Source organism: Bacillus thuringiensis (assembly GCF_001595725.1).
GTDB classification, from domain to species: domain Bacteria; phylum Bacillota; class Bacilli; order Bacillales; family Bacillaceae_G; genus Bacillus_A; species Bacillus_A thuringiensis_K.
The window spans coordinates 4,364,483-4,380,585 of record NZ_CP014282.1 but is presented as its reverse complement, the minus strand read 5'-3'; the positions used below and the strand labels follow the sequence as shown (position 1 = coordinate 4,380,585).

Genomic DNA, 16,103 nt, shown 5'->3' with positions numbered 1-16,103 from the left:
CGTAGCAAAAAGTAACGCGAAGGGGTGAATATAAATGAGTAAAAAAGTGAAAAAAGATCATTCAAGATCAAGCCTAGGTTCTCCAGAAGTTGAAGGACAAGGAACGACGACACATGAAACAGGTTCTCATAAAGTATCTTCATCAAATAAGAAGCAGAAACGAAGCTAACATAACAAAGGAGAGTCTTAAGGGCTCTCCTTTGTTATGTGTTACATCTTATTATCGTTAATTTCTTTTGTAATCTTATTTATGTCTTTGTCTAATCGATCTAAATAGAAAAACCATAGTAAACTCATGAACACGTGATAGATGGCCATAACGCTAAGGCTATCAGATATGTTTTCGAATGTGGATTTAGTAGTGAAGAAAGTGCCCCAAACAGTAGAAATAATGAAGTAAGAAAGTGGACCTACGAGATGTACGAAAACATATAATAACTTTTTCACTTTTACAGCGTTTATATAAATTCCCTCCTTTAAATTATTGAATGCAGGCTTTTCACTTAGTATCTGAATATTTTCTCTAATTTTGAACTGTCTTTCGTGTGGATCGCCTAGTAAAATATTTAGAATCATTTGTAGAAGTAGCAATGGGAATCTCCTCGTATGTTAGAATAATCTGTATATTGTAATTGTCACAAAACTATAAGGACAATAGTAGGGTGAAACAAAAAACAGGAGTTTGTAGGCTCCTGTTTTTGTCGATACTATTTTAATAAGCGAAACGCCTTCTCCGTATTAGCGAAATGCAGTTTCACAAACTCGGGTAAGCGTTCTTTACCAAGCTTTTGAATTAATTTAGCTGCAGCAATATCAACTTGTTTACCAGCACCTTTTGGAAGTGGCATACCAGCTTTTTTGCTTAGTTCGTCAAACTGTTTTACGAATGAGTAGCGAGCTAAAATAGAAGCAGCGGCTACTGCTAAATGGACGCTTTCACCTTTCGTCGCGAAATAAACATTTTCACGCTGTACCTGTTTTTGTTTTGCTAAATATTTATAGTATGTATCAGGTTGTGTGAATTGATCGATTAAGACGCCTTCAGGTTTTGTAGGTGCCATTTTACCTAATAAGTTTGTAATAGCTTTATTATGTAGCAAGGCTTTTAGCTTACCTTGGTTGTTTCCTTTATCAAATAGCTCGTTATATTTTTCATTATGAAGGACAAGAGAGCTGTAAGGAACAACATGTAGAAGTTGTTTCGCAATGGCAGTAATTTGATCGTCATTTAAGTTTTTAGAGTCTTTTACACCAAGTTCTTTTAGTAGTGGAATTTGCTTTGCATCTACATATACAGCAACGACTGTCATCGGTCCAAAGAAATCTCCCGTACCAACTTCATCAGACCCTACAATAGACATTGTACTGATGGAAGCAGGCGGTGCATAACGATGTGAATCGACAGTTTTTTTTACAGCTGTTTTGGGTGTTTGAGAGACAGTTTGCCAACGAGAAGCTTCTGCTTCAGCGCGGCCTCCTTGGAACATTACTTTTCCAGATTTATACGCTGTAATCGTGCAAGATGGTACCTTTGCCATGAAGATCCCGCCTTGCGGAGTTTTCGGGCTAAGCGAATGTTTATATTGTTGTTTCATGTCTTCAATTACTGTAGAATTTGTTTGAATTACGATAGAATTTGACATAATGGTCGCCCCTTTTTTTATATTGTTATTTTTATCATATCGGATTGTTCTTTCTGTTTCCATATTATGAAGGTTCATGGTATGATAAACTTTAGGATTCTGTACGTGATTGGAGGCCGGTGAGTTGTCACAACAAAAGGGAAAGAAAAGTCGAATTAATGTAGAAATCTATGGTCAACAATATTCAGTTGTTGGCGATGAAAGTACAAGTCATATCCGCATGGTAGCAGCGATTGTGGATGATAAAATGCGCGAACTCAATGCCAAGAATCCTTCGCTTGACACGAGTAGACTAGCGGTATTGACGGCGGTAAACGTCATACACGATTACATAAAATTAAAAGAAGAACATGAGAAATTGAAAGAAAGTATGACAAAAAAAGGAATGGAATAACATGATTGATATTATTATCATTTTACTGCTTGTTATGGGATTTTTCCTCGGCTTACGCAGAGGGTTTATTCTGCAACTTGTAAAGTTAACAAGCTTTATTATCGCATACCTTGTTGCATACTGGTACTGTAAAGATTTAGCGCCAGCACTTGCGAAATTTATTCCGTATCCATTTGATAAAAACGTATCTGTTCCAGAATGGATTGATGCAAATAATATTGAGACAGTATTTTATCAAGCGCTTGCGTTTATCATATTGTTTATTATTACAAAAATAGCACTTTCATTACTTGGTAATTTGTTAAATATGTTTGCAGAAATACCGGTTTTAAAGCAAGTAAATGCGTTTGCCGGGGCAATCCTCGGATTTTTAGAAGTATATATTGTTTTGTTTGTCTTAATTATCATTGGAAACATTCTTCCGATTGAACAAGTACAAACACCATTACAAAAATCATCAATTAGCAAAATAATTGTAGACGATACACCGATTCTATCTGAAAAGGTGAAGGAACTATGGCAGACAGGTAGCAGAGTATAACTTCTCTTTTTTCGGAAAGAGAAGTTTTTTTCTATGAAAGAAAGGCGGGGTAATGATGAAAGTAAATAAAAAACAAGTTATCAAATTATTAGAGACAATCGGGCTTTTTATGGAACTAAAAGGCGCGAATCCATTTAAAATATCTGCATTTCGTAAAGCGGCAGCAGCATTAGAAAGTGACGATCGTAGTCTTTCTGAAATTGAAGATTTCACGAAGATTCCGGGCATCGGAAAAGGAACAGCAGCAGTTATTCAAGAATATATAGAATCGGGAACATCTGAAGTATTACAAGAACTTGAAAAAGAAGTACCAAGTAGCTTATTGCCGTTATTAAAACTACCAGGTCTTGGTGGTAAAAAGGTGGCTAAGTTATATAAAGAGCTAGGCGTTATTGATATGGAGACGTTAAAAGCTGCTTGTGAGGAAAATAAAGTACAAGCTTTAGCTGGTTTCGGTAAGAAGACAGAAGAGAAAATATTAGAAGCAATCGATCAAGTAGGCTCTCGTCCAGAGCGTTTACCAATTGCGATGGTATTGCCTATTGCCGGGGAAATAGAGGAGAAATTGTCGAATATTGCTGAAGTAATTCGTTTCTCTCGCGCTGGTAGTTTGCGCCGCGCGAGAGAAACAGTGAAAGATTTAGATTTTATCATTGCAACGACAGAACCAGCAGCGGTACGTGAGCATTTACTCCAATTCGATAATATGATTGAGGTAATCGCAAGTGGGGATACGAAAGTTTCTGTTCGTCTTCAATATGAATATGATATTTCAATCGATTTCCGCTTAGTAAAACCAGAAGAGTTTATTACAACACTTCACCATTTTACAGGATCAAAAGACCATAACGTAAAAATGCGTCAAATCGCAAAAGATAAAGGCGAGAAAATTAGTGAGTACGGTGTAGAGAACTTAGAAACAGGTGAAGTGAAAACATTTGAGACTGAAGAAGACTTCTTTGCTCATTTCGGTCTGCCATTTATTCCGCCAGAAGTGCGTGAAGATGGAAAAGAAATTGAATTAATTAAAGAGTATCCGAACTTAATTCAGTTTTCCGATATACAAGGTGATTTACATATGCATACAACTTGGAGTGACGGTGCTTTTTCTATTGAAGAAATGGTACAAGCGTGCCGTGCTCGTGGATATAAGTTTATGGCGATTACTGATCACTCGCAATACTTAAAAGTAGCGAATGGTTTAACGAAAGAGCGTCTTCGTGAGCAAGCAAAAGAAATTGAACGTATGAATGAAAAGTATCCAGACATTACAATTTTACGCGGAATTGAAATGGACATTTTACCAGATGCCTCGCTTGATTTTGATGATGAAGTATTAGAAGAATTAGACTATGTCATTGGAGCGATTCACTCTAGCTTCTCACAAGACCGTGAAACGATTATGAAGCGTCTACGTACTGCACTTGAGAATAAACATGTTACAATGATTGCCCATCCGACAGGACGTCTTCTCGGGCGTCGTGAGGGTTATGATGTAGATACAGATTTATTAATTGAACTCGCAAAAGAAACAAATACAGTTTTAGAATTAAATGCGAATCCGAACCGTCTAGATTTAAGTGCGAAATTATTAAAACAAGCACAAGATGCTGGTGTGAAAGTAGCGATTAATACGGATGCTCATACGCTTGAAATGTTAGAAGATATGGAAACAGGTGTAGCAGCAGCACGTAAAGGTTGGATTCAAAAAGATAACGTGATTAACACGTGGGATATTGAACGTTTATTAGACTATATTAAACGTAATAAGTAACACAAGGGGGACCTGCAACATGTTAGAAAGAACGTTGCGTGTATTAGAATACAATAAAGTAAAAGAACAATTACTTGAACATACAGCATCTTCACTTGGTCGTGACAAAGTGAAGCATTTAGTGCCGAGCACTGATTTTGAAGAAATTGTAGAAATGCAAGATACAACGGATGAAGCTGCGAAAGTTATTCGTTTAAAAGGTAGTGCACCATTAGGTGGTATTACAGATATTCGCTCCAATGTGAAGCGTGCAAAAATTGGGAGTATGTTAAGTCCAAATGAATTACTTGATATTGCGAATACGATGTATGGTAGTCGTAATATGAAACGTTTCATTGAAGATATGGCTGATAACGGTGTCGAGCTTCCGATTTTAGAAACTCACGTCGCTCAAATTGTATCTTTATATGATTTAGAAAAGAAAATTACAAATTGTATCGGTGACGGCGGTGAAGTAGTCGATAGCGCAAGTGATAAACTGCGTGGTATTCGTACTCAAATTCGTACGGCGGAAAGCCGTATTCGTGAAAAGTTAGAAAATATGACGCGCTCTTCAAACGCACAAAAGATGCTGTCTGACTCGATTGTAACGATTCGTAATGAACGTTACGTAATCCCAGTAAAACAAGAATACCGCGGCGTATATGGCGGTATTGTTCACGATCAATCAGCTTCTGGACAAACGTTATTTATTGAACCGCAAGTCATTGTAGAATTAAATAACGCGCTTCAAGAAGCACGTGTGAAAGAAAAACAAGAAATCGAACGCATCTTATTGATGTTAACAGAAGAAGTGGCAGTAGAAGCCGATATCGTTTTATCTAACGTAGAAGTAGTTGCGAATCTTGATTTCATCTTTGCGAAAGCTTTTTATGCGAAGCGTATTAAAGCAACAAAACCAATCGTAAACAATGAGCGTTACATGGATTTAAGACAAGCACGCCATCCGCTCATTGATCCAGAAATTATCGTGCCAAATAACATTATGTTAGGTAAAGATTTCACGACAATTGTTATTACAGGACCGAATACAGGTGGTAAAACAGTTACGCTGAAAACAGTTGGTATTTGTGTATTAATGGCGCAATCTGGTCTTCACATTCCAGTAATGGATGAGTCAGAGATTTGTGTATTTAAAAATATATTTGCTGATATCGGTGATGAGCAATCGATTGAACAAAGTTTAAGTACGTTCTCCTCACATATGGTGAACATTGTTGATATTTTGGAAAAAGCTGATTTTGAAAGCTTAGTTTTATTCGATGAATTAGGTGCTGGAACAGACCCACAAGAAGGTGCTGCACTAGCAATTTCGATTTTAGATGAAGTATGTAATCGCGGTGCTCGCGTTGTTGCAACGACGCATTATCCAGAATTAAAAGCATACGGATACAACCGTGAGCAAGTTATTAATGCGAGCGTTGAGTTTGATGTAAATACATTAAGCCCAACGTATAAATTATTAATCGGTGTACCAGGACGTAGTAATGCCTTCGAAATTTCGAAACGCCTTGGGCTATCTGATCGCGTGATTGATCAAGCTCGTAATCACATTAGTACAGATACGAATAAAATTGAAAATATGATTGCGAAGTTAGAAGAAAGTCAAAAGAACGCAGAGCGTGACTGGAACGAAGCAGAAGCACTTCGCAAGCAATCTGAAAAACTTCATCGCGATTTACAACGTCAAATCATTGAATTTAACGAAGATCGTGATGAACGATTATTAAAAGCGCAAAAAGAAGGGGAAGAAAAAGTCGAAGCTGCAAAGAAAGAAGCGGAAGGCATTATTCAAGAACTTCGTCAATTGCGTAAAGCACAACTTGCAAACGTGAAAGATCACGAGCTAATTGAAGCGAAGAGCCGTCTAGAAGGTGCAGCGCCAGAGCTTGTGAAGAAACAAAAAGTAAACGTGAAAAACACTGCGCCGAAACAACAGTTACGCGCAGGTGATGAAGTAAAAGTATTAACATTCGGTCAAAAAGGTCAACTACTTGAAAAAGTAAGCGATACAGAGTGGAGCGTACAAATCGGTATTCTGAAGATGAAAGTAAAAGAATCTAATATGGAATACATTAACACACCGAAGCAAACAGAGAAAAAAGCAGTTGCAACGGTAAAAGGTAGAGACTATCACGTTTCATTAGAACTTGACCTTCGTGGTGAACGATTTGAAAATGCAATGGCGCGCGTTGAGAAATACTTAGATGATGCCCAGCTTGCAAGCTATCCTCGCGTATCAATTATTCACGGTAAGGGGACAGGAGCACTTCGCCAAGGTGTACAAGATTACTTGAAGAAGCATCGCGGCGTGAAAACCTTCCGTTACGGTGACATGGGCGAGGGAGGCCTAGGCGTAACAGTTGTCGAATTAAAATAGAAAACAACGAAACAAAGGGGAAACCATTATATGTTTATGGACAAACTTGCAAAAGTATTGTTAGCTTGTTGCGGAATATTTTTGGTGATTGGGGTTATTTATTTAGTTGTTTTTGCGAAGTGAAAAAGCGTCAATCGTGGCATAATGATATTGCCATAGATTGACGCTTTTAATATATATGAAAAGGAATAGAACATGAAAATCAACCAATACATAAGCGAAGCAAAATCATGCTCCAGACGTGAAACAGATCGCCTCATTAAAGCTGGACGCGTGGCTATTAACGGCGAAATATGTACGCACGGTACACTTGTGAGCGATGGTGATAGGGTAACGATTGATGGGAAAGTTATTGTAAAAGAAGAGAAAGAAAAGGTGTACATCGCCTTCCATAAACCAGTCGGCATTATTTGTACAGCAGCTGATCATATTGAAGATAATATAATTGATTATATCAATTACCCAGAGCGAATCTTTCCAGTTGGACGATTAGATAAAGCATCGGAAGGACTTATTTTATTAACGAATGACGGCGGCATTGCGAATCAAATTTTACATGGTGATCATGAGCACGAGAAGGAATATGTTGTCACAGTCGATAAACCTTTTACGGACTGGTTTATTGATGAGATGTCCAGTGGTGTAAAGATTAAAGATGGAATGACGAAGCCGTGCAAAGTGACAAGAGTCGATCAATCAACATTTCGTATCGTTTTAACGCAAGGAATGAACAGGCAAATTCGTAGAATGAGTCGTGCTTTCGGATTTACTGTAATAAAGCTAAAGCGAGTACGCATTATGAATATAGAGCTAAATGAGCTTGAAGTTGGAAAGTGGCGGAGCGTTACAGCTGAAGAGTTAGAAATTTTAATAGGGCAGTTATAGGGAGGGAAAATTTTCTTCCTATATTTTTTTGTCAGAAAAAATAAAACTATTGATTTTTTAAAAAATAGCCCATATAATAAAAAACAACAAGTTTCGACAAGATATTTTATAAAAGTAATGATGAGGACATGAGTTGTATTTTACGATTCTCAGAGAGGGAAGCCTTAGGCTGTGAGCTTCCTAATACGAAAAGACAAGCTTACCACCTCTAAACTTCAAGAGTGAACTGCATACATGATGCATTGTAATTCTTGGCGGATAAAACCGTTATCAATTTACACGAGCTATAAAATGAGCTTATTTCGTTATAAATTCATTTTATTAGAATAAGGGTGGAACCACGATTTCAACACTCGTCCCTTTGTTAGGGACGGGTGTTTTTTGCGTTCTTTTACGGGGAAGTATGCTTGAAAGAGGATATGTGACGGATTTTAATTCAGAATATTTTGTCAATTATATATTTTAGGAGGTTAGTAGAAATGAAATCATCTTTAAAGTTTTCAGAGATGTTTGCAATAAGTTTAATGTTATTTGCACTGTTTTTTGGTGCAGGTAATATGATTTTTCCACCAGCGTTAGGGCAAGGTGCTGGAACGGACGTATGGATCGCGCTGTTTGGTTTTATCGTAACAGGGGTTGGACTACCTTTATTAGGAGTAATTGTTATAGCTTTAAAGGGAGATATTAATGAGCTAGCAGGACGTGTACATCCTATATTCGCACTTGTTTTTATCACTGCAATTTATTTATGTTTAGGCGTATTCGTAAGTGTACCGCGTACAGGAACAGTAGCTTATGAGATGAGTGTTGCACCGTTTTTACCAAGTGAGATAGCTGGTCAGTCATATCCACTTGTTATCTTTACACTTATTTTCTTTGCAGTCACTTTCTATTTAGCTTTAAATCCTTCGAAATTAGTGGGTCGTATTGGTAAGGTGCTAACTCCAATATTATTAGCTGTTATTGCAATTATCGTAGGTAAAGCACTTATTACACCAATTGGAGAATTTGGTGCACCGACAGAAGCGTATAGTGCTCCTCTCTTTAAAGGATTTATTGATGGATATTTAACTTTAGATGGACTTGCAGCACTGGTATTCGGAAATGTTGTAATTCATGCGTTAAAAGAAAAAGGCATTACAAATAAAAACAGTATTGCAAAAGTAACAATCTTTGCAGGATTTATTGCAGCGCTTGGTCTACTACTTGTGTATTTAGCACTTGCTTATCTTGGAGCTTCTAGTGTGTCACTTGGAATGGGCGCAAACGGAGGAATTATTTTAACAAATGTCGTGAATCATTTATTTGGTAGCTACGGAACTTTATTACTAGGGATCGCAATTACAGCAGCATGTTTAACAACTTCTGTAGGTATTGTTGCAGCTTGTGGTGATTACTTCTCTTCCTTATTACCAAAGCTTTCTTATCAAAAAGTCGTTTTCATTTTCTGTGTATTAGCATTTATGGTAGCAAACCTTGGGTTAACTCAGTTAAATGCATTAGCGTTACCAATCTTAATCGCAATTTATCCAATTGGAATCGTACTTATCGTATTATCACTTGTTGAAAACTACGTTCGTCTTCCATTAGCGATGTATGTGGGCGGGATTGTAGGAGCATTTGCAATAAGTTTCTTTGATGGATTACACAATGCAAACCTTCAAATTGCAGCGCTAGCACCTATTTTAGATAAGATTCCATTATATAGTGTAGGAATTGGTTGGTTAGTTCCAGGGATAATCGGTATGGGATTTGGTTATATAGTTTCTAAGTTTCAAAAGCAGGAAATTGCTGTAGAGAAATAGAGAAAAGAGGCTTTCTATAATAGAAAGTCTCTTTTTTTGTAAAAAAAGCCGCATATAGAGGAATTCAGATATTAAAAATTTTATACGTAATATAGTTGACAAAAAATTTATGAGTAGGCTAAGATTGACTTAGTTGTGGAAATATTGGAAGGGAAGTGAGGGAAAAGGGGTTTCTATAACTATAGTGTTGTTATGGGAAGAGGTGAAAGAAGAGGAGAAGAGATAGTTTATTTTTTTTGATTTGCATTGAGAATGATAATCAATAAATACGTTTTATAATTTTTTCTCAGTTTCTATGCCTTCGTATAAGGAATAGGGTGAGATATTATTTTTAATATTAAATGAGAATGATAATCAATAATACTTATGTTACATAAAAGAATGCTAATTAAATAATAGGTAGAAGAGATTATTTTTTTCTTATAAATTGAGAATAATTATCATTTTCAAAAAGTGAAATGAAAGATAACCAAGGAGGAAACAAGAAAAATGAAAAAGGTTTCTGTATTACCCGCTTTTATTATAACGTTCGTATGTATGCTAGCTTTTCTTGTAATGCCATACGGGAATGCTTCAGCAAAACTAGCTGATGGTACTTACGATATTAATTACGTAATTCAAAAAGCGGAAAATGATTCAGCTTCAATGGCAAATGACTATTTTGAAAAGCCGGCAAAATTAATAGTGAAAAACGGTGAGATGAGAGTACAAGTTCCGATGAATCATAGTGCTTGGATTACAGAATTTAAAGCACCAGAGAATGGGAATTTTGTTGATGCGAAAGTTGTTAGTAAAGATGAATCGGCAGATAAAAGAACAGTAGAGTTTAAAGTAGATGATTTATCCAAACCGGCAGCTGTAAAAATTCATGTTGTTGTACCAAATGCAAACTATGACCACCACTACACAATTCGTTTTGCTTTTGATGCAAATGTAAAAGCTGTAGGTGGCGATAACGGCGTAGCTGCTACAACAAAAAATAATGATCAAGCGAAAACAGATACACAAGTAAAAGAAGAGAAAACAAAAGTAGAGAGTAAGGAAACAGCTAAAGAAGTGAACAAAGAAACAAAAAATGAAAATGGAAAAGCTGAAAAAACAGATAACCCAAAAACAGGCGATGAAACACGTATTGGATTGTTTGTAGCGTTAATTCTTATTTCAGGTGCTTTCTTAATTCGTAAAGTGAAGTTGAGTAAATAAATCTTTTGAAGGGTGATGAATATATGTTTAAACAATTTAAAATGATTATTGCCGTATTTGCTGTTTTATTTACGTTTATCGCAACACTAGGTTTACAAGATGCAAAGGCTGCTACAAAACTAGCTGATGGAAAATATAATATTGCTTTTACTGTATGGAAAGGCGATAAAGATGAATCGTCTAGAATGAATAGTTATTTTGAAAGCCCAGCAACATTAACAGTTAAAAATGGAAAACAATATGTTTCATTTAAAGTGAAAGATAGTGCTTCTATTAAAAGTTTCCAAGTAGAAAAAGATGGTCAATTTGTAGAAACAAACGTGTTAAGTGAAAACAAAAAAGATAATACTAGAGTAGTAGAATTTGAAGTTGCTGACTTGTCAAAAAAACTAAATGGAAAGGTGAAAATTAATATTCCAATTATTAATTATAATGCTTCATATGATATTCGCTTTGTATTTGATGGGAGCAGTATTAAATAATTTTCAAAAGGGAGAGTCGTTCCATTGAACAGGTATACAAAAATTATTGTTGCTATGTTTTTAATGATATTTACATTCGTATCAACATTACAACCACTTGCAGTTCAAGCAGCTACCAAGTTGGCTGACGGTGAATATTCAATTGGCTTCAAAGTTTTAAAAGATACATCAGATGAAGAATCGATGATGAATCAATATTCAGTAAGCCCAGGGACTTTAAAAGTGAAGGATGGGAAAAAGAAAGTATCCTTTACATTAACAAATAGTTCATGGATTACGAAGTTTGAAACAGAAAAAGCAGGTAAGCTAGTTGCGACAAATGTAATTAGTGAAAATAAAGAAAAAGATACAAGAGTAGTAGAATTTGATGTAGAAGATGTAGAGAAGGTATTAAATGCAAAAGTAAAAGTAGATATTGATTTTTTAAATTATCATCATGAGTACGACGTTCGTATTGCATTTGATCAAAATAGTATTACACCAATTCATGTGGAACAACCAAATGAAAAAGAGGACCCAGCTAATAAGCCAGATCCAAATGAAAAACCGGATCCAGGTCAGAAGCCCGACCAAAAGCCTGACCCAGATCAACAACCAAATTCTAACACAATTACAGATGGTGCGTACAGCATTCCATTTAAAGTGTTAAAAGATCAAACAGATGAAGAATCTAAGATGAATACTTACATGGTAAATCCAGGAGTATTAAAAGTAGAAAACGGTAAGAAAAAAGCAATTGTAACATTGAAAAGTAGCTCATTAATTAAAAATTTCCAAACGGAAAAAGATGGCACATTTGTTGATGCAAAAGTAGTAAGTGAGAATAAGGAAAAAGATACAAGAGTAGTAGAGTTTGAAGTAAACGATTTATCTGAAAAACTAAATACAAAAGTATTTATCGAAATGGCATCAAGAAATTATAAGCAAACGCATGATGTACAACTTTTATTTGAACAAGATAAACTTGAACAAATTAAAAATGAAGAGAAACAACCAGAAGTAGAAAAACCAGAAGCAGAAAAACCAGAAGCAGAAAAACCAGAAGTAGAAAAACCAGAAGTAGAAAAACCAGATGAAAATAAAAAAACAGATGCTGAGACAATTAAAGATGGTGAATACAGCATCAATTTCAAAGCATTAAAAGATCAAACAGACGAAATTTCAATGATGAACACATATACAAAAAGTCCAGGTGTGCTAAAAGTAAAAGATGGTAAGAAGTATGTATCATTTACGTTAACGAACAGTTCTTGGATTACAAAATTTGAATTTGAGAAAAATGGTTCGTTTGTTGATGCAAATGTAATAAGTGAAGATGAAAAAGCTGATTCACGCGTAGTGGAAGTAGAAGTACCAGATTTATCGAAAAAGTTAAATGCAAAAGTAAAAGTAGATATCGATTCAATGAATTATCACCATTTTTACGATATTCAATTTGCATTTGATAAAGGTAGCATTAAGCCGTTAGATAACCAAGGTGGAAACGACAACCAAGGTGGAAACGACAACCAAGGCGGGAATGACAACCAAGGTGGAAACGACAACCAAGGCGGGAATGACAACCAAGGTGGAAACAACAACCAAGATGAAAATAATAAACCGAGAGTAATAGTTGATCCGAAAAATTTAGTAGATGGCCAATATGATATTACATTTAAAGTATTAAAAGATAAAACAGATGAGATTTCAAAGATGCATGACTATGTTGTAAATCCAGCGAAATTAATCGTAAAAGATGGTAAAAAATATATTGAGATGACGCTGAAAAATAGTGCGTGGATTACGAAATTCCAAACGGAAAACAATGAACTATTCGCTGATGCGAAAGTAGTAAGCGAAGATAAAAATGCAAATACACGAGTAGTACAGTTTGAAGTAGAAGATCTATTTAAAAAATTAAACGCAAAAGTAAAGGTAGACATCGATGAGATGAACTACCATCATTTCTACGATGTGCAAATTCAATTTGATACAAATAATATCGGCGCGTTAGGAACTCTTAAAGAGGAACCGAAAAATGAACCGAAAAATCCAGTGACTACACCGAAAGTAGATAATGTAAAAACAGTAGGTACTCCTGATTTTAACCGAAATGCAGATGGTCAGAAGAAAAAAGAAGATACAAAAAATGATTCAAAAAAAGAGAAAAACTCAAAAACTGCAGATACAGCACAACTTGGTTTATACATGGTGTTACTGCTAGGTTCACTTGCTTTACTAGTTCGTAAATATAGAGCAGGTAGATTGTAATTTTTGGAGTCTTGATGCATATTCGCGTGCATCAAGACTTGTTTCATATTGTATGGAAAGGAGTTGTGATTGAGAGTGAAGAAAATTGTAAGTGTACTAATGGCTATCATTTTGTTAATGAGTATAGCCGGGTGCTCATCACCAAAAAAAGAATCAGCAAAGCAGGTAAAGAGTGAAAGTAAAGAGCGCGTCGTTGCAACAACAGTGGCTGTTACTGAAATTATGGATGCGTTAGAAGTAGATTTAGTCGGCGTTCCAACAAGTTCTAAAACTTTACCGAAGCGATATAAAGGTTTACCTGAAGTTGGGAATCCAATGAGTCCAGATATGGAAAAGGTAAAGTCATTAAAGCCTTCAGAAGTGTTATCTGTGACAACACTTGAATATGAATTAAAGCCAGTTTTTGATGGTGTGGGTATGAAAGCAAACTTTTTAGATTTAACGAGTTTGAAAAATATGCAAAGTTCTATTAGCGATTTAGGTAAGAAATATGGGCGTGAAAAACAGGCCGAAGCAGTAGTAACTAAATTAGATAAAAAGGTTTCTAGCATTCAAAAAGAAGTAAAAGGAAAGAAAGAACCGACAGTGCTTATTTTATTAGGTGTGCCTGGAAGTTATTTAGTAGCAACAGAGCATTCTTATATTGGAGATTTAGTGAAACAACTAGGTGGTAAAAATATTGTGCAAGGTGAACAAGTAGAATATTTAGCTTCTAATACAGAGTATTTAAAGAAAGCTGATCCAGATATTATTTTACGAGCAGCTCATGGTATGCCTGATGAAGTTGTAAAAATGTTTGATAAAGAATTTAAAACAAATGATATTTGGAAACACTTTGCTGCGGTTAAAAATAACCGTGTTTACGATTTAGAAGAGCGTTTATTTGGAACGACAGGCAATTTAGCAGCAATTGAAGCGTTAGATGAATTGAAAAAAATGATGTATCCGTGATGCATTTTAATATAAAGGAAGAGTAGAATGAATAAAAAAACTTGGAGTTTCCTCATTGTTACTGCATTGCTTATTGTTATGACATCATTGTCAGCGATGAAAGGGAGTTTAGAAGTAGGTATTGTTGAACTTGTACAAGGGATATTTACAGGTGGAAATGAAGATGTTGAAGTCATTAAAGATTTACGTTTTCCGCGTATTATTATTGCGTTGTTCACTGGAGCGGCTCTTGCTGTTTCAGGTGTGCTTTTTCAAGCTGTTATGAAAAATCCACTCGCCGATGCTGGGGTAATCGGTATATCTTCAGGAGCTAGTTTTATGACACTTATTATTATTACGTTGTTCCCGCAATTCTTTTTCTGGACACCCGTATTCGCCTTTTTAGGTGGTGCGCTTGCATGTTATCTCGTTTATTCGTTTTCATGGAAATCAGGATTAAGCCCGCTTCGCATTATTTTAATTGGTATTGCCATTAATGCAATGTTTACTGGGTTAAATGAATCATTCGTTACGATTTGTGGGTATTTTATTAAGAGTATTAAGCAAACGACGACTTCTAACATAACAATGAAGACGTGGGGCGATGTAGAAATAATGGTGACTTATGGAACGGTTGGTCTTATTCTTGCTCTGTTCGTAGGAGCTTGGTGTAACTTATTATCGCTACAAGATAAGACTGCGAAAAACTTAGGCTTGCACGTGACGAGAGTTCGTCTTATTATTTCTGCCATTGCAGTACTCTTAGCGGCAGTATCAACAGCGATTGCAGGTGTTATTGCTTTTGTAGGATTACTAGTTCCACATATTTCAAGACAATTAGTCGGTTCAGACCATAAAGTATTAATTCCATTTTCTGCTCTTGCAGGGGCGTTATTAATTTTGACGGCAGATACGATTGGAAGGTTAATTGTGCCACCTAACGAAATTCCAGCAGCAACAATTATGGCGGTTATTGGTGGTCCATTCTTAATATTCTTGCTTAGAAAGAGTGATAAAGTTCATGGAAATTAAAAATGTAACCTTTTCATACGATAACGTAACAAATCGATTAAAGTCTGTTAGTAGTGAAATAGAAATTGGAAAAATTACAACAATCATTGGACCGAATGGATGTGGGAAATCAACATTACTTAGTGTCATGTCTAGAAACCACGCTCCTAGCAGTGGAGAAGTAATACTTGATGGAAAAGCGATTAGTGAATATAAACCGAAAGAGTTTGCTAGAAAGCTAGCGGTTGTCCATCAACAAAATGAGGCTCCAGCAGATATTACAGTGGAAAAGCTAATAAGCTTCGGGCGTATGCCATATAAAAATATATTCTCTCCGCAAACAGATGAAGATAGAGAAGCGATTGAGCGTGCACTAGTATGTACGAATTTACAAAGTAAGCGTGATAAGCCAATTTATGCTTTATCTGGTGGAGAGCGGCAGCGAGTTTGGATCGCAATGACATTAGCTCAAAATACACCAATGCTCTTCTTAGATGAGCCGACCACATATTTAGATATTTACTATCAGCTAGAAATATTAGAGTTAGTGAAAGAGTTAAATGAAGTTCATGGACTAACGATTGTAATGGTATTACATGATATTAATCAAGCCATTCGTTATAGCGACCATATTATCGTTATGAAAGATGGAGAAATCATTACGAAAGGTAATCCTAATGATGTAATAACAGAAGAAATGGTTAAAGCAATATATGGTGTAGATGTCATTGTAAAGCAGGATGAAGATACCGGATTGTACATGGTACCTATGGGAATCTAAAGGCTGAGCATAATCCGTTTTGAG

General features: G+C 35.8%; 15 protein-coding genes and 1 other annotated feature. Of the genes, 13 read left to right on the top strand and 2 right to left on the bottom strand.

The features are described from left to right. Nucleotides 1–34 precede the first annotated feature (34 nt). Nucleotides 35–169: a YuzL family protein gene (locus tag AXW78_RS21950; protein ID WP_000039594.1), complete on the top strand. Its 135-nt coding sequence runs from the start codon at nt 35–37 to the stop codon at nt 167–169. Between the two features lie 41 nt (nt 170–210). Here the strand turns inward: AXW78_RS21950 and AXW78_RS21945 are convergent, their stop codons facing one another. Together AXW78_RS21945 and rnhC are read right to left on the bottom strand one after the other, a co-directional pair. Continuing rightward, nucleotides 211–462 (bottom strand): hypothetical protein, encoded by a 252-nt coding sequence (locus AXW78_RS21945; protein ID WP_061884861.1) that lies wholly within the window; start codon nt 460–462, stop codon nt 211–213. Between the two features lie 245 nt (nt 463–707). Then, nucleotides 708–1,643 carry a ribonuclease HIII gene (rnhC, locus tag AXW78_RS21940; protein ID WP_000071595.1) on the bottom strand — a complete coding sequence of 312 codons (936 nt, stop codon included), beginning with the start codon at nt 1,641–1,643 and terminating at the stop codon, nt 708–710. Nucleotides 1,644–1,767: 124 nt separating this feature from the next. Here rnhC and zapA point away from each other — a divergent pair, with 124 nt between their 5' ends. From zapA to AXW78_RS21880, 12 genes are all read left to right on the top strand, one after another. Then, nucleotides 1,768–2,037, top strand: coding sequence for a cell division protein ZapA (zapA, locus tag AXW78_RS21935; protein WP_000082701.1), 270 nt, complete (start codon nt 1,768–1,770; stop codon nt 2,035–2,037). A 1-nt stretch (nt 2,038) separates the two neighbouring features. Continuing rightward, entirely contained in the window at nt 2,039–2,578 is a 540-nt protein-coding gene (locus AXW78_RS21930) for a CvpA family protein (RefSeq protein WP_000565412.1), read from the top strand. A gap of 55 nt (nt 2,579–2,633) precedes the next feature. Then, entirely contained in the window at nt 2,634–4,352 is a 1,719-nt protein-coding gene (gene polX / locus AXW78_RS21925) for a DNA polymerase/3'-5' exonuclease PolX (protein ID WP_000867512.1), read from the top strand. A gap of 19 nt (nt 4,353–4,371) precedes the next feature. Next, nucleotides 4,372–6,732 carry an endonuclease MutS2 gene (locus AXW78_RS21920; RefSeq protein WP_000893712.1) on the top strand — a complete coding sequence of 787 codons (2,361 nt, stop codon included), beginning with the start codon at nt 4,372–4,374 and terminating at the stop codon, nt 6,730–6,732. Between the two features lie 195 nt (nt 6,733–6,927). Beyond that, entirely contained in the window at nt 6,928–7,617 is a 690-nt protein-coding gene (locus AXW78_RS21915) for a 23S rRNA pseudouridine(2604) synthase RluF (RefSeq protein ID WP_000700748.1), read from the top strand. A 108-nt stretch (nt 7,618–7,725) separates the two neighbouring features. Next, nucleotides 7,726–7,981: a binding site (T-box leader), on the top strand. A 115-nt stretch (nt 7,982–8,096) separates the two neighbouring features. Then, entirely contained in the window at nt 8,097–9,422 is a 1,326-nt protein-coding gene (gene brnQ6 / locus AXW78_RS21910; RefSeq protein ID WP_061884651.1) for a branched-chain amino acid transport system II carrier protein BrnQ6, read from the top strand. A 489-nt stretch (nt 9,423–9,911) separates the two neighbouring features. Further along, nucleotides 9,912–10,625 (top strand): heme uptake protein IsdC, encoded by a 714-nt coding sequence (gene isdC / locus AXW78_RS21905; RefSeq protein ID WP_061884650.1) that lies wholly within the window; start codon nt 9,912–9,914, stop codon nt 10,623–10,625. A gap of 23 nt (nt 10,626–10,648) precedes the next feature. Then, nucleotides 10,649–11,107 (top strand): NEAT domain-containing protein, encoded by a 459-nt coding sequence (locus tag AXW78_RS21900; protein WP_000476163.1) that lies wholly within the window; start codon nt 10,649–10,651, stop codon nt 11,105–11,107. Between the two features lie 24 nt (nt 11,108–11,131). Beyond that, a complete protein-coding gene (locus tag AXW78_RS21895; RefSeq protein ID WP_061884649.1) occupies nt 11,132–13,357 on the top strand; it encodes an NEAT domain-containing protein in 2,226 nt (741 codons plus the stop codon). Between the two features lie 69 nt (nt 13,358–13,426). Next, on the top strand, nt 13,427–14,308 hold the full coding sequence (gene isdE / locus AXW78_RS21890; protein WP_002164197.1) for a heme ABC transporter substrate-binding protein IsdE: 882 nt from the start codon (nt 13,427–13,429) through the stop codon (nt 14,306–14,308). A gap of 27 nt (nt 14,309–14,335) precedes the next feature. Then, a complete protein-coding gene (locus AXW78_RS21885) occupies nt 14,336–15,319 on the top strand; it encodes a FecCD family ABC transporter permease (protein ID WP_001036834.1) in 984 nt (327 codons plus the stop codon). Next, entirely contained in the window at nt 15,309–16,079 is a 771-nt protein-coding gene (locus AXW78_RS21880; RefSeq protein WP_000403761.1) for an ABC transporter ATP-binding protein, read from the top strand. The genes AXW78_RS21885 and AXW78_RS21880 overlap by 11 nt, the downstream gene beginning before the upstream one ends. The last annotated feature ends 24 nt before the right edge of the window (nt 16,080–16,103 follow it).